A 20082-nucleotide genomic window follows, 5' to 3' on the forward strand; every position below is an offset into this window, starting at 1 on the left:
GGAGTTCGCCGAACCCGATCTCGGCGCGATCATGACCAAGGGCAGGCGGATCCGGCGTCGCCGCCGTCTCGCGACCGGTGCGGGCGGGGTCGCCGCCACGCTGGTGACGGTGCTGGTCATCGTCGGCACCGATACCGGCACCGGAGAGCCCGACGATCACCGAAGCCCCGTCCGAGCAGCCTTTCGGCGAGGCGATCTCGCTTGGGGTCAAGGGAGAAGGCGGCCGTGATCTGGTGCTTTACGCCTTCGCGATCGACGAGCCGCAGATGCCGGACGTCAGGTTCGGCCTCCAGGTCGCGTACCGGAACCAGACGGGCGAGTACGACGCGCTCCTGGCCAGCAACGAGTTCAAGGGATCCGATCGGTCGTTCGGTTTCCACGCGGTGGACGGCGGCGACGTGATCCGGGGGACGTTCGTGCCCGTGTTCGGCTACTTCGCCGGTCCGGCGGCGCGGATCACCAGCACCGTCCGCGGGAAACCGGTCGAGGCCAAGGCGATCCCCTGGAGCGAGGACCCGTCGATCGTCCTCTTCTGGTTCGACGGCGCCCAGGTGGAGTCGGCGGGAGCGCTGACCCCCCTCATCGCTTACGACGCGAAGGGCCAGCGCCTCACCAAATAACGCAATTCGGCACCTGGTTGCGATCGTTGCACGCGCAAGGATCGCAACCAGGTGCCGAATTGCGAGGAGAGATCAGGCCGCGGCCTGCGTCAGCACCTGGTCGACGACGGCGTGCGAAGGCAGGATCAGGTCCCGCTCGGTGTCGGCGTCGATCTTGCCTTCGAGCAGGTCGACGAACCGGTCCAGCTGGGTGGCGAGGGGTTCGCGCGCGGTGACCAGTTCCGGGATCTCGATGACCGTCTGCTGCCGGTAGCCGAGGCCGTCCTCGGTGACCGAGTCGTGCGAGACGTGCCGGTAGATGGTGACGTCGCGGCGAAGCAGGTCGATCTCGATCATGCGGTCCAGTTCGGACACCCAGAGCGAGCGGACCTTGCGCTGGCCGAGACGCGACGCGGAGACCGTGGCGAGCCCGGACTCGAACGACAGCACCGTCTCGATGGTGTCTTCGGCGCCTTCGACCGAGTTCGGGTGGAAGTAGCCGGCGCCGGAGGCGACCCGCTGCGGGGTCGCGCCACCGAAGAACTGGATCGCCAGGTCGACGTCGTGCACCAGCAGGTCCCACGCGACACCGGTCTTGATCCGCGGCGCGTACGGGCCGTGGCGGCGGGCCATCAGGTGGATCGGCTCGTTGACCAGCGCCCGCGCGGTCATCACGGCCGGGTTGTAGCGCTCCAGGAGCCCGCACATCAGCGGGACGTCCTTCTTCGCCGAAAGCCCGACGATCTCCTGGGAGAACTCGAAGCTGTTGCACACCGGCTTCTCGACCAGCATCGGCTTGCCCTGGCCGAGGATCTCCTGCGCCAGCTCGTAATGCGCCTCGGTCGCCGAAGCGAGCACGACGGCGTCCACATCGGACAGAGAGCCGATTTCGGGCGTCCACTGGGTTTCGTAGCGTTCGGCGACCTTGCGGCCCGCCTCTTCGCGCGGGTCGATCACGCGGACGAGGTCCACGCGCTCGTTCGCGGCGAGGACACGGGCGTGCAGCGAACCCATGTTCCCGGTGCCGATGAGGGCGATCTTGTGCGTGGTCATGCGCCGAGAACCTCGCGAACCGTTTCGATGATGGTGTCCAGGTCGGACTCGGAAAGGTGCGGGTGCACCGGCAGGGAAAGCGCCTGCGCGGCGACGGAACCGGCCACCGGGAAGTCCTCGACCTTCGCGTCGGGGATCAGCGGGTTGTCCCGGTAGCAGTCGTAGTCGAAGACGATCTTCGGGTAGTAGATCCCGTTGCCGATGCCGCGCTCGGTGAGGGCGGAGGCGAGTTCGTCGCGCGAGAGGAAGGCGTGCGGGCCGACCAGCACGGTGTACTGGTGCCACACGTGTTCGCGGCCCGGCAGGACCTGCGGGAGATCGAGGCCCGGGGTGCCGGCGAGGCCTTCGGTGAGGCGCTTCGCGTTGGCCTGGCGAGCGGCGGTGAGCTGGTCGAGCTTCTCCAGCTGCGGGATGCCGACGGCGGCGTGCAGGTCGGTCATCCGGTAGTTGTGCCCGGCGACCTCGTACTGGTAGCGGGCGCGCATGCCCTGGTTGCGCAGCACGCGCAGGCTGTCCGCGAGCCCATCGTCGTCCGTGGTGATCACGCCGCCCTCGGCGGTGGTGACGTTCTTGGTGGCGTACAAGGAGAAGCAGCCGATCCCGAAGGAGCCGGACGGCTTGCCCTGGAACGACGCGCCGACGGCCTGCGCGGAGTCCTCGATGACCTTGAGACCGTGCTCGGCTGCCAGCGGCGCGAGCTTGCCCATGTCCGCGGTCTGCCCGTAGAGGTGCACGGGCATCAGGACCTTGGTGCGGTCGGTGATCGCGGCGGCGACGGCGTCCGGGTCGATCGCGAAGTCGTCGCGCCGGATGTCGGCGAAGCGGACGGTCGCGCCGGCTTCCAGGATCGCGTTCAGCGTCGCCACGAAGGTGAACGGCGAGGTGACGACCTCGTCGCCCGGCTGAAGGCCGAGCGCCTGGATGGCGGCGACCAGCGCGGTGGTGCCGTTGTTGACGGCGATCGCGTGCTTCGTGCCGGAAACGCTCGCGAACGCGTCCTCGAAGCGCTTGACCATCGGTCCCTGTGCGATGGCGCCGGATCGCAGCACCTCGACGACGAGGTCCTCCGCGTCACGGACGTCGACCACGGTAATGGGGATCATCTGCAAGTCTCTCTCGACTGGGCGTTCTGGTGCGTCCGGTACAGTGAGCCGCCGGTTCTGCGCCCGGCCGCCCTCTCTGGCGCGGGCCACACGTTACCGGGACCGCCGAAGCGCCCAATACCCCAGGCTGCCTCCAGCCACAACGAACGGAACTCACGTGGTGAACCGCATCCACCCGACAGCAGTCATCGGCGAGGGTGTCGAGCTCGGTGAAGACAACGTCATCGGACCGTTCACGGTCATCGTGGGCCCCACGCGGATCGGGGACGGCAACTGGATCGGCCCGCACGTGACCATCGGGACCCCCGGCGAGGATCGCGGTCGCGAGCACCCCGCCGCCTGGGAATCCGCGCCGAACGGTGATCCCGATCACGACGGCCACGGCGTCGTCATCGGCAGCCGCAACCGGATCCGCGAGTACGTGAGCGTCCACCAGGGCACCTGGCGCACCACCACCATCGGCGACGGCGGCTACTTCCTTCGCGGCTCCCACATCGCCCACGACTGCATCGTCGAAGACGCCGTCACGGTCGCTTCGAACGTCATCACCGGCGGCCACTGCCACATCTGGTCCGGGGCGAACCTGGGCATGGGCGCGATCCTGCACCAGCGGGTCGTCGTCGGCCCCGGCGCGATGGTCGGGATGAGCTCCGCGGTCCGCAAGGAGGTGGGCGCGTTCACCATCGCCGTCGGCAACCCCGCGCGAGTGACGGGCGTCAATACGGTGGGCCTGTCTCGCCGAGGCCTGGACGAGGCGGCCATCGAGGCGCTGGGACCGTGGCTGAAGGGTAAGGCCGGTCTCCCTGAGGACGGGCTGGCCGACCGGCTGCCCGGCGACCTCTCTACCTTGGTGAAGGCGTGGGACGCCCGTCCGCGCGAGTGACACTAGGAGTCTGAAGATGGCGGAAGTCGCCGGCAAGCTGCGTGAGGTCTTCGTCGAGGCGCTGGACCTCGATGGCGAGGTCGACGTCGAAAACCTGAAGTACCGCGACATCGAGGCCTGGGACTCGGTCGGTCACATGGCGCTGGTCGCGGCCATCGAGGACGAGTTCGACGTGGAATTCGACACCGACCAGGTGATCGACATGTCCAGCTTCAAGGTCGCCGTCGACATGGTGACCGACCTCCAGAACAAGTGATGCTGGACGGCAGGATCGCCCTGGTCACCGGGGGTACCCGGGGCATCGGGCTGGCGACCGCGCGGGCGCTCGCCGAGGCGGGCGCCACCGTCGTCCTGACCGGCCGCGACGAGGCCAAGGCCAAGGAAGCGGCGGCCGCGGCGGGGGCCGCGAGCGGGCTCGCCCTGGACGTCACCGACGCCAAGGCCGTGTCGACGCTGGTCCGCGGCGTGGCCAAGGAGCACGGCAAACTCGACATCGTGGTCGCCAACGCCGGGATCATGGAGGACGCGCTCCTCGGCATGATCCGCGAGGAACTGGTCGACACCACGCTGAGCACGAACGTCGCCGGCACGCTGCACACCGTCCAGGCCGCCGCCAGGGCGATGATGCGCAAGAAGACCGGGGCCATCGTGGTGCTGGCTTCTATCGTCGGCGAGCACGGAAGCGCCGGTCAGACGGTGTACGCGGCCTCGAAGGCGGCGGTGGCGAACATCGCGCGTTCGGCCGCGAAGGAGCTCGGCCGGTCCGGGATCCGGGTCAACGCGGTGGCGCCCGGCGTCATCGACACCGACCTGACCTCGGGTCTCACCGAGGACGCCAAGGCCGAGAACATCGGCAAGACCCCGCTCGGGCGGCTCGGCACGCCCGAAGACGTGGCGAACGCGATCCGGTTCCTCGTCAGTGATGACGCCTCGTTCATCACCGGCCAGGTGCTGGGTATCGATGGAGGATTAGTTCTCTGATGACCCTGTTGGGTGTGGGTGCACGACTGATCGACGTCACCAGCGGCAAAACGCTCGCGGGTGAAGAACTCGACGCCGAGGTCACCCGCGTGGGTGCCGCGTTGTCGCTGCTGCCGCCGGGCGCGCTGTTCGCGCGGATGTCGGTGGACCTCGAAAGCGTGCTGAACTACCTCGGCGCGTTCGAGGCGGGCCGCGCGATCGCGCTGATCGACCCGGCGCTGGACGCCGACGTCCTGGCGGGGCTCATCGAGCGTTTCCGCCCGGCCGCCGTGCTGTCCGCGCCGGACGCGCCCGCACCCGAGGGTTACGGCGTTTCCGACGGACACTGGGTCCGGAAGTCCGCCGAGGGCGTCGAGCCGCATCCCCACCTGGCGATCCTGCTCCCGACCAGCGGTTCCACCGGCAACCCGAAGCTGGTCCGGCTCGCGCGCAATGCTGTCTACGCGAACGCCGACGCGATCGCCGAGGTGCTCGGCATCGACCGCGACGAGGTCGCGCCGACCAGCCTCCCGCTGCACTACAGCTACGGCCTGTCCGTGCTGAACTCGCATCTCGTCCGCGGCGCGACCGTGGTCATCGAGCCGTCGGGTGTGCTTGGGCGCGGGTTCTGGGACGCGGTCAACGAGCACAAGGTCACCTCGCTCGCGGGTGTGCCGTACCACTACGAGATGTTGCGGCGCCTCAAGTTCGACCCGGCGAAGTACCCGACGCTGCGCACGCTGACCCAGGCGGGCGGCAAGCTCCGCGACGACCTCGTCGCCCAGTTCAACGACAAGATCCGCGAGGTCGGCGGGCGGATGTTCGTGATGTACGGGCAGACCGAGGCCGCCCCGCGGATGACCACCGTCCCGGCGGAACGGCTCGCGGAGAAGCTCGGCTCGGCCGGGCCCGCGCTGCCCGGCGGCGCGTTCGCGATCCGGCGCGAGGACGGTTCCGAGACCAAGCACCCGAAGATCGTCGGCGAAGTCGTCTACCGCGGGCCCAACGTGATGATGGGCTACGCCGAGGACGAGGCCGGGCTGGCCGCGGGCGACGAGTACGGCGGCGTGCTGGCCACCGGCGACCTCGGCTACCTCGACGAGGACGGGTTCCTCTACATCACCGGACGCCTCAAGCGGATCGGCAAGGTCTTCGGCAACCGGGTCAGCCTGGATGATCTCGAGCACGCCGTGCGTTCCGCCTCGGTGGGGATCGACGTCGTGGCCGCCGTCCCGGCCGGGGACAAGGTCGTCCTGTTCGCCGAGGGCGCCGACAAGGACATCTGCAAGGACGCGTCGAAGGCGCTGTCCGAGCGGCTGCACCTGCACACCAGCGGGTTCGACGTCCGCCCCATCGACACCGTGCCGCTGCTGGCCAGCGGCAAGATCGACTACCGGTCGCTGGAGGCCCAGGTATGAGCGTCTTTACGTTGTCTCAGGCGGAGCGCGAGAAGCACCTGCTTCCGCAGCTCGCCGAGCTGACCGCGCACCACCGCGAGAACTCCGAGGGGTACGAGCGCATCCTCTCGTCGCTCGGCATCGCGCGGGACGCGTCGTTCGACTCCATCGCGGACCTGCCGTGGCTGCCGGTGCGGATGTTCAAGACGCACGACCTGCGCAGCATCCCCGAGTCCGAGATCTTCAAGACGCTGACCTCGTCGGGCACCACCGGCGCGGGCGCGTCCCGGATCTACCTGGACAAGGCCGCCGCCGGCGCGCAGACCAAACAGCTCGGCGCCACCCTTCAGGAAGTCCTCGGCGGTGAGCGGCTGCCGATGCTGATGGTCGACACGATCGGCATCATCAAGAACCGCCGCTCGTTCTCCGCGCGCGGCGCGGGCGTGCTGGGCATGGCCAACTTCGGCCGCAAGCACACCTACGTGCTCGACGAGAACGACCAGCCGGACGTCGAAGCGGTCAAGACGTTCCTTGCCACCTACGGCGACAAGCCGTTCCTGATCTTCGGCTTCACCTTCATGGTGTGGCAGTACCTCTACGAGGTCGCGCGCGAGCACAAGCTGGACCTGTCCAACGGGATCTTGATCCACTCCGGCGGCTGGAAGAAGCTGATCGACCGCGCGGTCGACAACACCGAGTTCCGCCGTCGGTTCAAAGAGGACACCGGGCTCACCCGGATCCACAACTACTACGGGATGATCGAGCAGATCGGCACCGTGTTCCTCGAAGGTCCGTCCGGGAACTCGTTGTACTGCCCCGATTTCGCCGACGTCGTGATCCGGAACCCGGAGACGTGGGAAGAGCAGCCGGTCGGCGAACCCGGCGTGATCGAGGTCGTCAGCACGCTGCCGCACTCGTACCCGGGCCACGTCCTGCTCACCGAAGACCTCGGTGTCTACAACGGAATCGACGACGGCGACTGGCCTGGCAAGCACTTCTCGGTCATGGGCAGGCTGCCCAAGGCCGAGGCCCGCGGCTGCTCGGACACCTTCCAGGGGGCGGCGGCATGAGCACACTGAACCAGCGTTTCCCGCTCGGCGACGCGATCGAGGTCTCTTCGCTGGTCGAAGAGCTGCGGGCCGAACCCGTCGGCGGACGGCTGCGCGTGGGCGATCCGCGTGTCGTCGAGTTCCTGACGAAGTTCGCGCGCAAGTTGCTCGCGCCCGCGACCGCGCGCCGGTTCCCGGAGCTGGCGTCGCTCGGGTTCTTCCTGCGCAAGGGAGAGATCGCCAAAGCTCTGTCCACTTTGGAGACTTCCGGCGACGCGCTGCGCTTCCCGCGCGGGTTGGTCTTCCACGTTCCGCCCGCCAACGTCGACACGATCTTCGTGTACTCGTGGGCGCTTTCGGCGCTGGCCGGTAACCACAACGTCGTCCGGGTGTCGTCGCGTTCGGCCGGTGCGGCGGAAACGGTGCTGGAGGCCCTGAACGCCGCACTGTCCGAAGTGGACGCCGACACCGCCGCCGCGATCACCGCGACGCAGCGCATGGTCACCTACGACCGCAGCGACGCGATCAGCGGCGCGCTGTCGGTCGCCGCGGATCTGCGGGTCATCTGGGGCGGCGACGCCTCGGTCGCGGCCCTGCGCAAGTACCCGCTGGCCCCGCACGCGCGCGACCTGACCTTCCCGGACCGGTCTTCGTTCGCGGTCGCGTCGGTGCGCGGCTGGCAGAACGCCTCCGAAGCCGAGCGTCGCGGCGCGGCCGAGGGCTTCTACAACGACTCGTACTGGTTCGACCAGGCCGCCTGCTCGTCGCCGCGCGCGGTGTTCTGGGTCGGCGACGAAGACGGCGCCCAGGAAGCCGGGCAGGAGTTCCGGAAGCTGCTCGCCGAGGTGCTGGCGACGAAACAGCACGTCACCGAGCCCGCCATGGCCGTGCAGAAGCGGGTTTCGGCGTACGGCGCGGCCGTCGACGGGCTCGTCAACGGCATCGAGTTCCAGGGCAACGGCCTGGCGACGCTGGAGCTGACCGATCCCGCCATCCTGCCGCGCGAGTGGCTCGGCGCGGGTACTTTCGCCAACGCGCGGGTCGACACGCTTTCCGACCTCGTCCCGATCGTGCTCCGCAAAGATCAAACCGTCGGTCAATTCGGCTTCACCAAAGAAGAATTGACGGAATTCGTGACGGAATTGGCCGGCCGCGGCGTCGACCGTGTCGTTCCTTTCGGATCGGCCCTGACGTTCTCCGCGATTTGGGACGGCTACGATCTGCTGACCGAGTTCAGCCGCCTGGTGACCGTACAGGCCTGACCTGCGGCGACAGAGGTTTCAGCAGAGGAGGTTCAGTGACGACAGTCGAAACGCCCGAAGAGGAGTCTTCGGTTGCGGTAAAGCAGCCGAAATCCACCAAGGCGAAGATCCTCGACGTCGTCCGCTGGGTCGCCATCCTGCTGGTCGTGGGATTCGCGGCGAAGACCCTGGTCACCAATTGGGGTGAATTCTGGCGCACGCTGTCCGAGGTCGCCTGGGAATCCTCCACGTTGAGCCTGCTCGCGCTCATCGCCGCGATCATGGTGTCGACCTACGGCTGGCAGGTCATGGTCGACGACCTCGGAAAGCCGATCGGCTACGCCCGCGGCGCGCAGATCTGCCTCGTCGGCTCGCTCGGCAAATACGTGCCGGGTTCGGTGTGGGCGTACCTGCTGCAGATGGAACTGGGCCGCAAGGCCGGGCTCGCCAGGGCACGGATCTTCACCGGCTCGCTGATCCAGCTCGGCGTCGGCGTGGTGTCGGCGCTGGTCGTCTCGCTGCTCGCGGCCCCCGCGGTGTTCAGCAACAGCCCGCGGGCGCTGTGGCTGTTCGTACTGATCCCGGTCGGCCTGGCGATGCTGCATCCGCGCGTGCTCACCTGGGGTACGTCGCTGGTGCTGCGGATCCTGCGCCGACCGCCGCTGGACCACCGGCTGAGCTGGTCGGTCGTCGGGAAGGTCTTCGGCTCGTCGACGGCGGCGTGGGCGCTCCAGGGCGTGCACCTGTGGCTGCTGGCGAACTCCGTCGGCACACCCGGCTTCAGCGGTTTCGTGCTATGCGTCGGCGCGATGGCCGTCGCGATGACCGTCGGGACGTTCGCGTTCATCCTGCCCAGCGGGGTCGGCGTCCGCGAGGTCGCGCAGGTCGCCGTGCTCACCGCGTCGGGTCTCACCGTCGTCCAGGCGACGGCTTTCGCCATCGCTTCGCGGGTCATGTTCACCGTCGCCGACCTGATCACCGCCGGCGCCGCCGCCCTCTCCGCCCGCCTCGTGAACCGCAATTAGTCACCTACTTGCGGGGGTTCAGGGGTTCAGACGCGGTTGTCCAGGGTCTCCCGCGCCGGTACCCAAGCCTGGTCGAATTCCGCTCGCGTGATCTCGACGACCTGGTCGGTGTCCTCCCAGTCTCGGACGTCGCCCTCGGCCAGCACGCCGTAGCGATCTTCGTAGGCGGTCATGTCCGCGAGCGTGCCGTGGTCACGGAGGTGCATGACCTCATCAAGAGTCGCGGCCGACACCGGGAGGCGAAGCTCGCCTTGAAGGATCACCTGCCGTCGCGCCCAGCCGTCTTCGTCGATCTCCAGGAAAGTCACGGTGTCGTCGTCGGCCCAGAAATAGCGGATCCACTGCGTCACGGACACAGCATGCACCGAGAGACGCCAAGAGCCCGCGCAATTAGTCACCTACTTGCGGCTCATCACCTCGCGTTCATCACCCGGGTGACGGCCGCAAGTAGGTGACTAATTGCGGGGGTTTACCCGGTAAACGACGGCGTCGGAGTTGCGGTACACCTCGGTCAGGAAGTTCAGCCCGTCCAGATCGCGCAGCCCGGCCTGGCGCGGGGCGCCGGTCGGGTAGCCGTACTGCCCGAGGATCACCCAACGCACGTTCAGCCGCGCCACCGCCGCCCGCACCTGGGCGTTCGACGGGTACTCGCGGAAGTGCCACTCCAGCAGCCGCGCGTCCGACGGCGCCAGCGTCTCGTCGAAATGCCCGGAAGTCGTGCGGACGCCGGAGAGCGCGTAGGTCCACACGGTCCCGTCCAGCCGGTCGTTCACCGCGCGCTCGCCGGGTTTCGCGAACTCGGCGAGCTTCTCCATCGCGACGACTTCGTCCGGGCTCACCGGCAGTTTGTGCGGGTCGACGCCGGGCGTGTTCGCGTAGCCGGGCGCGACCTTTTCCGCGTTGGACGGCGCGTAGAAACCGTTGCTCAGGAAGGCGAACCCGCCGAAGACCACCACCGCGACGACGAACGCGGGCACCTTCCGGTGTGCCACGTTGTCCCGCAGCCACGCCTGCGACTCGGCGAGGCCGTGCGCCGCGATGATCGACAGCGGGATCGCCGCCATCGACATGAACCGGTACGGGTCGTTCCACCACGGCCGCGACAGCGCCAGCACGAGAGGGTGTTCCGACGACGTCACCGCGATGTAGGCGAGCCCGGTGAGCAACGCCGTCACGCCGATCCAGCGCAGCGCGCCCGCGCGCGAGAAGAAGATGAAGCCCAGCAACAACGTGACCGAAAGCCAGATCTGCGGATGGGGCTCGTAATGCTGGAACCCCAGCAGCGCGCCGAGCGCCGTCGTCGCCCGCCATTCGACCGGCCAGCTGCGGTAGGGCACGTCGCCGCTCGCGAGCCCGATCGCGCCGAACAGTTGCAGCCACGCCACGACGACCGCGCCGGTCCCGACGATCGCCAGCGCGCGCAGGTCCCGGCCGATCCGCCGCCACCGTTCACCGGGCGCGAGCCAGCGTTGCAGCAGCAGCGGACCGGCGAACAGGATCGCGCCGAACAACGCCGACGAATGCACGCACAGCAGTCCGACGGCGCTCACCAGCAGCACGAAGCCGGTGTCGGGCGCCGGCCGGTCGAGGTACCGCTTCACCGCGACGGCGGCCAGCGGGGTCAGCGCGAGGCCGAGCAGGAACGGGAGCAAAGGTCCCCTGCTCATCGATTCGTACAGGCCCATCACCGGCGCGATGGAGACGAGGGCGACGGCGCCCGCGAACACCGCGCGCCCGCGGAACACGCGCACCATCGTGACCAGCGACAACGCCAGCAACGCCGGTAGCAGCGCGGTGTTCACGTCGAGGGCCAGCGGGATGCTCGCCGGGCTGAGCAGGTACACCACGGACGCGAGCAGGTGGTAAGCGTTGGGGTAGAACACCGGTGCCGCGTCGCCGTACCAGTTGACCTCGCCGGTGCCGAACAGGCTCCCGTCCCCGGTTTCGGCGATCTGCCGGACGCCGTTCGCGTGGTACACGGCGTCGAACCCCTGCGGGATGGCGTCCAGCCTGCCCATCCCGCGCACCACCGCGTACATCCCGACGGCGGTCGCGAGCAGCACGCACGCCCCGACGGCGAAGTGCCCGGCCCGCCCCCACAGCGGTTCTTCCGGCGCGGGCGGCCATTTGCGCAGCGTGAGCCGTCGCAGGCCGTACGCCACTCCGGCGAACAAGGCCGTCGCCACCGCGTACGTCACCGGGGTGAACGGGAGTCCCAGCGCGGCCGCCCACGGCCCGGCGAGACCGCCGATCGCGTAGCTCAGCAACGGCGTCACCCCCGCGAGCACCCAGCCGCGCAGGCCGGCCGCGAGGCCGGTGAGCAGGCCGGGGAGGCCGATGACGAGCAGCGCGACGATCACTGTGAGGACGTCGGCCGACAGGGCGGTATGGGTGGGCACGGGCTTCCTCGGGGGTGGGGAATCCGCACGGAACCCCCGGGTGCGGAACGGAATGGGAAGCCAGATTAACGACCGAGGGCCGTTACCCGAAGGAGTCACATCCCCACGGGCAAAACGGCGGAACGTTGCCTACTTTGTGCACACTTGCTGGACCGTTCGTGTCAATTGACTGCGCCGAAAGAAACACATCGGCGCGGTGATCGATACTTGACCGTAGTCTTTCGCACACGGAGTGGCTCGGCCCGGGAGGGTGTGGGATCAGGTGGTGATCGCGCTCGTCGTCGCCTGGCTCGTGGTCGCGCTCTTCGTCATGGTTGCCTGGCCGAAGATCGGCACCGACCGCGGTTGGCGTGCCGCCGCGCTGACGCTCACCCTCGTTTTCTCGCTGCTGCATCAGCTGGTGTTCTCGACCATCGCCGAAGACGCGTACATCACCTTCCGGTACGCCGAGCACATCGCCGACGGCAATGGCCCGGTGTTCAACACCGGCGAGCGGATCGAGGGTTACGCGAATTTCCTCTGGATGATCCTCATCGCGTTGCCGAAGGCGGCTTTCGGGGCCGATATCGAAACCTCCGCGAGAGTGCTCAGCATCCTCTCCGCCCTCGGCGCCGTCCTGCTCGCGTATGTGACGGTGAACCGGGTGGTCGCGAGGGCCGTAGGCGAGCCGCGGCCCGCCTACGGGGTGGCCGCCGCGGTGCTCGTCGCGGGCGCGGGCGGCCTTGCCGCGTACGGCGGATCCGGCACCGAGACGCCGTTGTTCGTCCTGCTCGTGTTCGGCGTCTTCGCCTCGCTCGCGGCCCGGCGTCCGGTGGTCGCGGGAGTGCTCGTCGCGTTCGCGATGATGACGCGCCCGGCCGGGCTCCTGCTCGCGGTCATGGTCGGGATCTGGCTGGTCATCGCCGCTTTCCGCGGCCGATACACCTGGTGGTCCCCGGCGGGCTGGCTGCTCGGCGGGCTGGTCTTCGTCGTGCCGTGGACGGCGTGGCGGGTCACCTACTACGACCACGTCCTGCCGACGTCGGTTCTCATCCCCTTCGACCTCGATGTCGGCGGCAGAATCGACCACGGCTGGCAGTACTTGTCGGGCTTCTCGGTGGCCCATCAAGGGTTCCTGCTGCTCGGCCTGATCGCGGCGGTGGCGCTGCTCCTGCGCCGCACCGGAAGGACTCCGCACGAGGCCGAAGCCAGGTCGCTGACCTGGCTGATGCTCGTCACCGCCGTCGCGCACACCGCGTTCGTGGTGTTCTTCGGCGGTGACGCCGGACCGGCCTGGCGACTGCTGGCGCCGATCCCGCCGCTGCTGTCGGTGGCGGCGGTGTCGGTCTACGGCGTGCTGACCGCGGCCGCGAAACCGGCTCCCCGCCCGCGGCTGCCGGTCCAGCGGCTGATGCCCGCCGCCGCGGTGGCGTTGTCCGGGCTTGCGGTGCTGGTCTCGGTGTTCAGCCCGGAAATGCTCGCCCGCGTGCGTGCCTGGCACGACCACGGCGCGCAGATGGAGGAGATCGGCCGCTGGCTCGACGGCTATCTGCCGCCCGGTTCGGTGGTGAGCACGTCCGCGCCCGGCGTGCTGTCGTACCACGCCGGGACGCAACTGCAGATCGTCGGCGTCCGTGGCCAGGCCGAGGAAGCGGGTGAGGCCGTCGTCTCGCGGCGGCATCCGACGATCGCCGTCATCACCGACAGCGGTTACTCGGCGAAGCAGTCCTGCGTGATCGACCCGGCGTACGCGGCGAGGTACCGCGTCGCGACCTTCGCGCGTGAAGGAACCTCGTCGTGGCTGACCGTGTTCCTGCGGGCGGACGTCGAGCGGTCGGTCAGATCGGCCCTCGACCGCTCACCCGATTTCCGCCACGTACCGTGCCCTTCGTGAGTGTCGACGAACGCGTTTCCCCCAGCCGACCAGCAGCGCTTGAAGCATCGTCGCGTCTGTTCGGCCTCTCCGTGTTCGGCGCCGCGCTCACCGTGCTGCTGGTTCGTTTCCTCGTGCCGCGGCCGGTCGGGATGGCCGACAACGGTGACGGTTTCCGCGTGCTGTGCGGCGCGGGCATCCCGTGGAAGGGCAAGCCGGAGGGGTTCGTCCACCTCGCCTACACGGTCCCGGCAGGCGAATGCGACGCCACTTATCTCCTGACCCAGAGCTGGTTCGCGCGGATAGCGCGGTCGATCGGCGATGTGCTCGGCCTCGAATCGACGCTCAGCCTGGTCGTTCTCGGCGTGCTCACCAGCGTCCTCGCCGCCGCGGCGGTCGCGTTGATCGTCGTCGGCCTGCCGTACTCGCGCCGCGTCCGCGGTTTCGCGGCCTTGGGGTTGCTGCTGGTCGTCGCGGACTCCGCGTTCTTCGGTTACTTCGCCTCTGTGCTCGGCGAAGGTGCCGCCTTCCTCGGTCTCCTGCTCGCCGTCGGCGGCTTGCTGGTGGCCGCGAGGCCCGGCTGGTGGCGTTACGCGGGCCTCGCCGTGCTGCTGTTCGGCGGCGTGATCGCGGTCAACGCCAAGGTCCAGACGCTGATGATCCTGCCGTTGCTCGCGCTCGCAGCACTGCTCGTCCGCCCGGCGGATGTTCGCGGCCTGAAGCGCTGGCTTCCCGTGGTGTTCGTCATCGGCGCGCTCGCCGGAGGTACGGCTTACGCGCAGCAGACCGTCGAACCGGCGAAGCTGCCCGACGGCTCTCTCGCCGCGAGGCCAGGCGACGATTCGCGTGAGATCAACATGTTCAACACGATCTTCCTGACCATTGTGGACGGTCGGCACGACACCCGAGCCGACCTCGCCGCGCTGGGGCTGCCCGCCTCGTTCGGCCAGTACGCGGGCAACGGCTGGTGGCATCCGAAACCCGCGACGCTGGATCCCGAGTACCCGAAGTACCGCGAACAGATCAGCAGGCGCAACGTCGTCGAGTACTTCGCGACGCATCCCTTGCGCACCACCGAAATCCTGAACCGCGCGGCGGGCGACCTGCTCACCGCGCGGCCGCCCTACCTCGGCAGCTTCGACCGGGCGGCGGGCTTCGCCCCGGAAACACAGGAATATCGCGTCCCGATCGTTTCGACCGTGACGAAACTGCTGTCGCCACTGGGTTTCTTCGCCTTACTGCCGATATGGGCACTGATCGCGTGGCGCGGCTGGAAGACGCGGCGCGAGGCGGTGGGCGTCACGCTGGGATTCCTGCTCGCGGTCGCCGTCGGTCAGTTCGCGCTGGCCGCGCTGGGCGACGGCTTGGAGAACGTCAAGCACCAGGTGATCGCGTTGTTCTGCACGGTGCTCGGCGTCGCCCTTGCGCTGGTGACCTTCGTGCGGCGAGAACGCTCTGAGTGATGTGACCTACGCGACCGTAGGTTGGTTACCCTACGGTAGCGTAACCTGGACGAATGGCTGAGCTCGTTTACCCGCCCGTCATCATGGCGGCGAAGCTGATGTTCCGGGTGCTGGACAACCGCATCCGGGTGGAGGGGACCGAGCACATCCCGTCGACGGGTGGGGCGGTCATCGCCTGCAACCACGTGAGCTACCTCGATTTCATCTTCTGCGGGCTCGGCGCGCAGCCGGCGAAACGCCTGGTCAGGTTCATGGCGAAAAAGGAGATCTTCTCCAACCGCGTCGCCGGACCGCTCATGCGCGGGATGCACCACATCTCCGTCGATCGCGGCGCGGGCCTCGCGTCGTACCGGGAAGCCGTCGAGCGCCTGAAGGCCGGAGAGGTCGTCGGCGTGTTCCCCGAAGCCACGATCAGCCGGTCTTTCACCGTGAAGGACATCAAGTCCGGCGCCGTCCGGATGGCCGCCGAGGCCGGAGTCCCCGTCGTGCCGATGGCGCTGTGGGGCACTCAGCGGCTGTGGACCAAGGGCCGCCCGAAGGACCTCACGAAGCGCCACGTGCCGATCTCGATCCTCGTCGGCGAGCCCATGCACCCGAAGGCCGACGAGGACGCCGAAGTCCTTTCGAAGGACCTTCGCGTGCGGATGTCCGCCCTCGTGGACCGCGTCCAGGCCGGCTACCCGGCCAAGCCGGACTCCGACGACGAGCGCTGGTGGCTGCCCGCGCACCTCGGCGGCACCGCGCCGACCCCGGAAGAGGCCGCGAAGCTCGACCGCGAAGGCCGCTAGACCGCCTGTGCCGTCCGTCTGATCACGCGTGTCGTCCGTCCAGTCACGCGGAGCCGTCCGTCCCGTCACGCGTGTCCAGATGGACGTCACGACCTAGAACCAGCGCTCGAGCACCTGCGCGACGCCGTCCTCCGAGTTCGGCGCGGTCACCTCGTCGGCGACGTCCAGCACGTAGCGGTGCCCGTTGGCCATCGCGACACCGTGCCCGGCCCAGCCGAGCATCTCGACGTCGTTGGGCATGTCACCGAACGCGATCACCCGCTCGGCCGGGACGCCCAGCCGCTCGGCGACCTCGGCCAGCCCGGTCGCCTTCGTGATGCCGTGCGCGGCGACCTCGATGAGGCCGCTGTTGGTCGAGTAGGTGATATCGACCGAGCCGTCGAGCACCTCGCGCGCCGCCCGCGCCATCTCGTCGGAGCTCATGCCGCGCCTGCTGATCAGGAGTTTGATCGCCGGATGCCCGAGCACCTCGGCCCTCGGCGCCTCCGCGCCCTCGTGGTTTCCCCACGGATTGTGGTAGTCCGGCTCGATCACGAAACTGCGCGTGCCCGGATCCTGAGCTGACTCGCCGACCCGTTCCGCGGCGTACCGGCAGCCGGGAAGAGCGTGATCAAGAGCACTGACGGTGTCGTGCAGCAACTGGGGTTCGAGGAGGCCGTGGATCGCGACGATCCGGTCCGTCCCGATCTCGTACAGCACCGCGCCGTTCGCGCATACCGCGTACCCGGTCAGGTCCAGCGGGGTCGCGATCGGGGCGATCCACCGCGGCGGGCGGCCGCTGACCAGCACGAACGGCACTCCGTCCTCGGTGACCCGCCGGACGATGTCGATCGTGCGATCGGACAGGGTCTCCATCGGACCGAGCAGGGTGCCGTCGACGTCGGAGGCGATCAAGAGGGGTTTGTCCACCGGCGCATTGTCCCCGATGATCCGCCCATCGGGCGAAGCCGCGCTTCGCGGTACCTTCCGGGGTGTGCGCGTAGGCATCGTGATCCTTCCGGAAGATCGTTGGTGGGCGGCCGAGCCGAAATGGCGGGCCGCCGAGGAATACGGCTTCGACCACGCTTGGACGTACGACCACCTCGGCTGGCGGAATCTCGTCGACGGCCCGTGGTTCAGTGCGATGCCAACGTTGACGGCGGCCGCGATGGTGACGTCGCGGATCAGACTCGGCACCTTCGTGGCTTCGCCGGTCGCGCGGCACCCCGTGCCGTTCACCCGCGAGCTGACCACCCTCGACGACATCTCCGACGGCCGCTTCATCCTCGGCGTGGGCGCCGGCGTCCCGAACACGAATTACGACGCGACCGTCCTCGACGGCCCCGAGCTGTCGGTCAAGGAGCGCACGGACCGCTTCACCGAGTTCGTCGAAGCGCTCGACGGGCTGCTGATGACCGACGGTTTCGATTTCGAGGGCGAGTACTACCGGGCCAAAGGCGCACGGAACCTGCCTGGCTGCGTGCAGCGGCCGCGGCTGCCTTTCCTGGTGGCCGCGAACGGCCCGCGCACGATGACGCTCGCCGCGCGGTTCGGTGCGGGCTGGGCCACCACCGGCGTCAAGGCGGACACCCAGGACGAGTGGTGGAAGGGCGTCGCGGGACTCGTGAAGACCTTCGACGAGCGGCTGGAGGCCGTCGGCCGGGACAAGGCGGGCGTGCAACGCTTCCTGAGCCTCGACTCGGCGCCGGTCTTCTCGCTCTCCAGCGTCGGCGCGTTCACCGATGCGGCCGGGCGAGCCGAGGAACTCGGGTTCACCGACATCGTCACGCACTGGCCGCGGTCCGGCGACTACTACGTCGGCCGCGAGTCGACGCTTGAAGAGGTCGTCAGCGACGTACTCCCAGTACTCCAGGGAAGAAGTTCTTAGGCCGTTCGGGTGACGTTGGCGGGCCGGGTAAACCAGTTCCGCCCCATGGTCGTCTGACAGACAAGTACAGCGAGTGGGTGCGGCCGAAGTCGGCTGCCCCTCATGGGTCACCCCGGGGGTGAATGGGGGACTGAGGCTCGCGTGGTCGCGGCAGGGGCAGTCCGCGACCACGCGAGCCTTTATCTTTGGCCGCGACTCGCGTGATCGGAGACGGAACTCCGTGATCTCGAATGCAATGAAAGGCCCCTTCATAGCAAATTTTGCTATGAAGGGGCCTTTAATTGCACTGGCGGGAGAAAGACCTCAGCGGGTCAGGGTGTAGATCGACGCCCCCGCGTTGCCGAAGTCCTTGCGCAGGAAGTTCAGTCCGTCCAGGTCACGCAGCCCCGGCGCCGGCGGCTCGCCGATCTTGATCGGCGTGCTCCCGATCAGCACGTGCTTGATGTTCAGCCGCCTGACCGCCGCCCGCACCTCGGGGTCGGTGTCGTAGTCGCGGAAGTGCAGCGCCAGGTACTTCGCGTCCGGCGGCGGCACGCCCGGGTCGTAGTGCCCGGCGACCGGGTGGATGCCGGTGATCGCGTACAGCCAGGCCGTCCCGTCGAAGCGCTCGTTGAGCACCTTCTCGTCCGGTCCGATGTTCATCTTGGTCAGCTCGTTCATCGCGGCCAGTTCGTCGGCGCTGACCGGCGGCGTGACCTCGCCCTCCGGCCCGTTGTAGTACAGGAAAGACACCGCGTGCGCGTTCGACTCGGTGTAGAAGCCCTTGGTCAGCACGGCCGACGCGGCGACGATGAACACGGCGGTCGCCAGCCCGAGCCGGGCGGGCAGGGCGGGCCTGCTCTTGACCCAGGACCGGCCGCTCGCCCATTTCGCGAACCAGCGCTGCAGTTCCGCCATCCCGTGCCCGGCCAGCAGGCAGAGCGGGATCGCGGCGAGTGCCATCAGGCGGTAGCGGTCGTTCCACCACGGCCGCGACAGCGAGATCACCCACGGTTCGGCGCCGAACGAGGCGACCAGCACGAACAGCGCCGAGAAGCCCAGCGCGGCGAGCCCGATCCAGCGCATCCGCCCGAGCCGGAACAAGCTCAGGACGCCGATGACCAGCAACACCGTCAGCCACACCTGCGGAGCGCTCAGCACCTGCCGGAAGGTCACCAGCAGCGCCAGCGACTTCAGCACCGGCAGTTCCGAGCCCCACGCGTAATAAGGGTATGAACCCGAAGTGAATTTCAGGGCGCCGAGGATGTGCGGGGCCGCGAGCAGCGCGCTCCCTGCCATCACCGGCACCATCTTGACGACGTCGCCGCCGATGACCCGCCAGCCGCCGCGGCCTTCCGGCACGCCGTCGAGCCGTTTGTGCCGCAGCGCGCGGTACCAGCGCTGCACCACCACCGGGAAGGCGAACAGCAGCGCGCCGAACAGCGCCGACGAGTGCGCCGCGAGCAGGCCGACGGCGGTCAGCGCGAGCACGTAGCCGGTGTCGAGGCCGGGCCGCGCGAGGAAGCGGGCCAGCGCGACCACGGCCAGGGGCGTCAGCACGATCCCCAGCGCGAACGGCAGCAGCCCGCTGGACACCGATTCGTACGCGCCGGTGGTGGCCGCGGCGGCCACCAGCGCGGTGCAGCCCGCGAACACCGCGCGCCCGCCGAGCTGGCGGATCAGCGCGACCATCGACAGCGCGAAGATCCCGGCGACCGGCATGGTGATGGCGTTCAGCGTGACCGGGATCGTCGTCCCCGAAATCGAGTACACGAGCGAGCCGACCAGGTGATACGCGTTCGGGTAGAACGAACCGTCCGGGTACCAGTTGACGGTGCCCATGCCGGTCAGCGAGCCGTCGCCGGTCTCGGCGATGTAGCGGATGCCGTTCGCGTGGAACACGGTGTCCCAGCGCTGGAAGACCGCCGTCGTGCCGCCGCGGGCGGAGAGCACCACGAGGATCGAGATCCCGACGGCCAGCGCGACGCAGGCGGCGACGGCGTAGTGCGCGCGCGGGTGCCACTTCGTCGGCGGCTCCTCGGCGCCCGGCTCGAGCCGGCCGCGTGCCTGGCCCTGCTTTCGGACACACAGCCGCAGGCCGAAGCCCAGTCCGGCGAGCACGGCCGTGACGCCCGCCACGGTCAGCGGGTTGTACGACACACCGGCGAGTGCCAGCCACGGACCGGCCAGTCCGGTTACCGTGTAGGACAACAGCGGGGCCAGGCCTGCCAGGGCCCAGCCGCGCAGGCCCGCGGCCCGGCCGACGAGCCCGCCGGGGATCGCCAGAACGGCCAGGTAGGTCAGGGTCGCACCGAAGTACGACCAGAAGGTGTCCGGAGTAGGCACTGCTTCCTAAATGTGTCTGTCGAAGGTGAAAATCGGTGCTCGGTGCAGGGCGCGCTGGCGACGTGCGTACCCTCGACG

18 protein-coding genes and 1 pseudogene are annotated in these 20082 nt (G+C 68.8%); 13 read left to right on the forward strand and 6 right to left on the reverse strand.

Annotation, left to right across the window (positions count from 1 at the left end):
* Positions 1 to 229 (forward strand): annotated as a pseudogene (locus DL990_RS42355) (hypothetical protein); the annotation flags it as partial.
* 4 nt (positions 230 to 233) lie between these two features.
* Positions 234 to 620 carry a hypothetical protein gene (locus DL990_RS42360; protein ID WP_370305389.1) on the forward strand — a complete coding sequence of 129 codons (387 nt, stop codon included), beginning with the start codon at positions 234 to 236 and terminating at the stop codon, positions 618 to 620.
* Positions 621 to 692: 72 nt separating this feature from the next.
* On the opposite strand, the gene DL990_RS04355 is transcribed toward DL990_RS42360, so the two are convergent.
* Both DL990_RS04355 and DL990_RS04360 read right to left on the reverse strand, forming a co-directional pair.
* Positions 693 to 1652: a Gfo/Idh/MocA family protein gene (locus DL990_RS04355; protein ID WP_125780548.1), complete on the reverse strand. Its 960-nt coding sequence runs from the start codon at positions 1650 to 1652 to the stop codon at positions 693 to 695.
* A complete protein-coding gene (locus tag DL990_RS04360) occupies positions 1649 to 2755 on the reverse strand; it encodes a DegT/DnrJ/EryC1/StrS aminotransferase family protein (protein WP_125797966.1) in 1107 nt (368 codons plus the stop codon). Before DL990_RS04360 ends, DL990_RS04355 begins: the two co-directional genes overlap by 4 nt.
* A 157-nt stretch (positions 2756 to 2912) precedes the next feature.
* On the opposite strand from DL990_RS04360, the gene DL990_RS04365 reads away from it, so the two are divergent.
* From DL990_RS04365 to DL990_RS04395, 7 genes are read left to right on the forward strand one after another with little or no spacing between them, the layout of a single operon-like run.
* Complete coding sequence (locus DL990_RS04365) at positions 2913 to 3638, forward strand: UDP-N-acetylglucosamine acyltransferase (RefSeq protein WP_125780552.1); 726 nt, start codon at positions 2913 to 2915, stop codon at positions 3636 to 3638.
* A gap of 16 nt (positions 3639 to 3654) precedes the next feature.
* Positions 3655 to 3894: an acyl carrier protein gene (locus DL990_RS04370; RefSeq protein WP_037333479.1), complete on the forward strand. Its 240-nt coding sequence runs from the start codon at positions 3655 to 3657 to the stop codon at positions 3892 to 3894.
* Positions 3894 to 4619, forward strand: a complete 726-nt coding sequence (locus tag DL990_RS04375) for an SDR family NAD(P)-dependent oxidoreductase (protein ID WP_199746215.1) — start codon at positions 3894 to 3896, stop codon at positions 4617 to 4619. Before DL990_RS04370 ends, DL990_RS04375 begins: the two co-directional genes overlap by 1 nt.
* Positions 4619 to 6016, forward strand: a complete 1398-nt coding sequence (locus DL990_RS04380) for an AMP-binding protein (protein WP_125797968.1) — start codon at positions 4619 to 4621, stop codon at positions 6014 to 6016. The genes DL990_RS04375 and DL990_RS04380 overlap by 1 nt, the downstream gene beginning before the upstream one ends.
* A complete protein-coding gene (locus tag DL990_RS04385; RefSeq protein WP_125797969.1) occupies positions 6013 to 7065 on the forward strand; it encodes an acyl-protein synthetase in 1053 nt (350 codons plus the stop codon). The genes DL990_RS04380 and DL990_RS04385 overlap by 4 nt, the downstream gene beginning before the upstream one ends.
* The gene (locus tag DL990_RS04390; protein WP_125797970.1) at positions 7062 to 8306 is read left to right on the forward strand and encodes an acyl-CoA reductase; all 1245 of its coding nucleotides are present in this window, start codon (positions 7062 to 7064) and stop codon (positions 8304 to 8306) included. Before DL990_RS04385 ends, DL990_RS04390 begins: the two co-directional genes overlap by 4 nt.
* Before the next feature lie 35 nt (positions 8307 to 8341).
* Positions 8342 to 9310, forward strand: coding sequence for a lysylphosphatidylglycerol synthase transmembrane domain-containing protein (locus DL990_RS04395; RefSeq protein ID WP_125780562.1), 969 nt, complete (start codon positions 8342 to 8344; stop codon positions 9308 to 9310).
* A gap of 26 nt (positions 9311 to 9336) precedes the next feature.
* Here the strand turns inward: DL990_RS04395 and DL990_RS04400 are convergent, their stop codons facing one another.
* On the reverse strand, positions 9337 to 9660 hold the full coding sequence (locus tag DL990_RS04400; RefSeq protein ID WP_125797971.1) for a hypothetical protein: 324 nt from the start codon (positions 9658 to 9660) through the stop codon (positions 9337 to 9339).
* Between the two features lie 105 nt (positions 9661 to 9765).
* Positions 9766 to 11709, reverse strand: coding sequence for a DUF6541 family protein (locus DL990_RS04405; protein WP_125797972.1), 1944 nt, complete (start codon positions 11707 to 11709; stop codon positions 9766 to 9768).
* A 262-nt stretch (positions 11710 to 11971) separates the two neighbouring features.
* Between DL990_RS04405 and DL990_RS04410 the strand changes: the two genes are divergently transcribed.
* The 3 genes from DL990_RS04410 to DL990_RS04420 are packed head-to-tail and all read left to right on the forward strand — an operon-like array spanning position 11972 to position 15812.
* Positions 11972 to 13582, forward strand: coding sequence for a hypothetical protein (locus tag DL990_RS04410; protein WP_125780568.1), 1611 nt, complete (start codon positions 11972 to 11974; stop codon positions 13580 to 13582).
* Positions 13579 to 15024, forward strand: a complete 1446-nt coding sequence (locus tag DL990_RS04415; RefSeq protein ID WP_125797973.1) for a hypothetical protein — start codon at positions 13579 to 13581, stop codon at positions 15022 to 15024. The genes DL990_RS04410 and DL990_RS04415 overlap by 4 nt, the downstream gene beginning before the upstream one ends.
* Positions 15025 to 15077: 53 nt before the next feature.
* On the forward strand, positions 15078 to 15812 hold the full coding sequence (locus tag DL990_RS04420; protein ID WP_125780570.1) for a 1-acyl-sn-glycerol-3-phosphate acyltransferase: 735 nt from the start codon (positions 15078 to 15080) through the stop codon (positions 15810 to 15812).
* A 93-nt stretch (positions 15813 to 15905) separates the two neighbouring features.
* On the opposite strand, the gene DL990_RS04425 is transcribed toward DL990_RS04420, so the two are convergent.
* The gene (locus DL990_RS04425) at positions 15906 to 16706 is read right to left on the reverse strand and encodes an HAD family hydrolase (RefSeq protein ID WP_199746280.1); all 801 of its coding nucleotides are present in this window, start codon (positions 16704 to 16706) and stop codon (positions 15906 to 15908) included.
* A gap of 79 nt (positions 16707 to 16785) precedes the next feature.
* On the opposite strand from DL990_RS04425, the gene DL990_RS04430 reads away from it, so the two are divergent.
* Positions 16786 to 17679 carry an LLM class flavin-dependent oxidoreductase gene (locus DL990_RS04430; RefSeq protein WP_125797975.1) on the forward strand — a complete coding sequence of 298 codons (894 nt, stop codon included), beginning with the start codon at positions 16786 to 16788 and terminating at the stop codon, positions 17677 to 17679.
* 303 nt (positions 17680 to 17982) lie between these two features.
* On the opposite strand, the gene DL990_RS04435 is transcribed toward DL990_RS04430, so the two are convergent.
* Positions 17983 to 20004, reverse strand: a complete 2022-nt coding sequence (locus DL990_RS04435; protein WP_125797976.1) for a DUF6541 family protein — start codon at positions 20002 to 20004, stop codon at positions 17983 to 17985.
* Between the last annotated feature and the right edge of the window lie 78 nt (positions 20005 to 20082).

Origin of the sequence: Amycolatopsis sp. WAC 01416 (assembly GCF_003947485.1) — a bacterium.
Lineage (GTDB): Bacteria > Actinomycetota > Actinomycetes > Mycobacteriales > Pseudonocardiaceae > Amycolatopsis.

Excerpts from the sequence above, each read along its gene's own strand:
- DL990_RS04355 (WP_125780548.1), bottom strand. The coding sequence starts at position 1,652 with ATGACCACGCACAAGATCGCCCTCATCGGCACCGGGAACATGGGTTCG.
- DL990_RS04360 (WP_125797966.1), bottom strand. The coding sequence starts at position 2,755 with ATGATCCCCATTACCGTGGTCGACGTCCGTGACGCGGAGGACCTCGTC.
- DL990_RS04370 (WP_037333479.1), top strand. The coding sequence starts at position 3,655 with ATGGCGGAAGTCGCCGGCAAGCTGCGTGAGGTCTTCGTCGAGGCGCTG.
- DL990_RS04375 (WP_199746215.1), top strand. The coding sequence starts at position 3,894 with ATGCTGGACGGCAGGATCGCCCTGGTCACCGGGGGTACCCGGGGCATC.
- DL990_RS04380 (WP_125797968.1), top strand. The coding sequence starts at position 4,619 with ATGACCCTGTTGGGTGTGGGTGCACGACTGATCGACGTCACCAGCGGC.
- DL990_RS04385 (WP_125797969.1), top strand. The coding sequence starts at position 6,013 with ATGAGCGTCTTTACGTTGTCTCAGGCGGAGCGCGAGAAGCACCTGCTT.
- DL990_RS04390 (WP_125797970.1), top strand. The coding sequence starts at position 7,062 with ATGAGCACACTGAACCAGCGTTTCCCGCTCGGCGACGCGATCGAGGTC.
- DL990_RS04420 (WP_125780570.1), top strand. The coding sequence starts at position 15,078 with ATGGCTGAGCTCGTTTACCCGCCCGTCATCATGGCGGCGAAGCTGATG.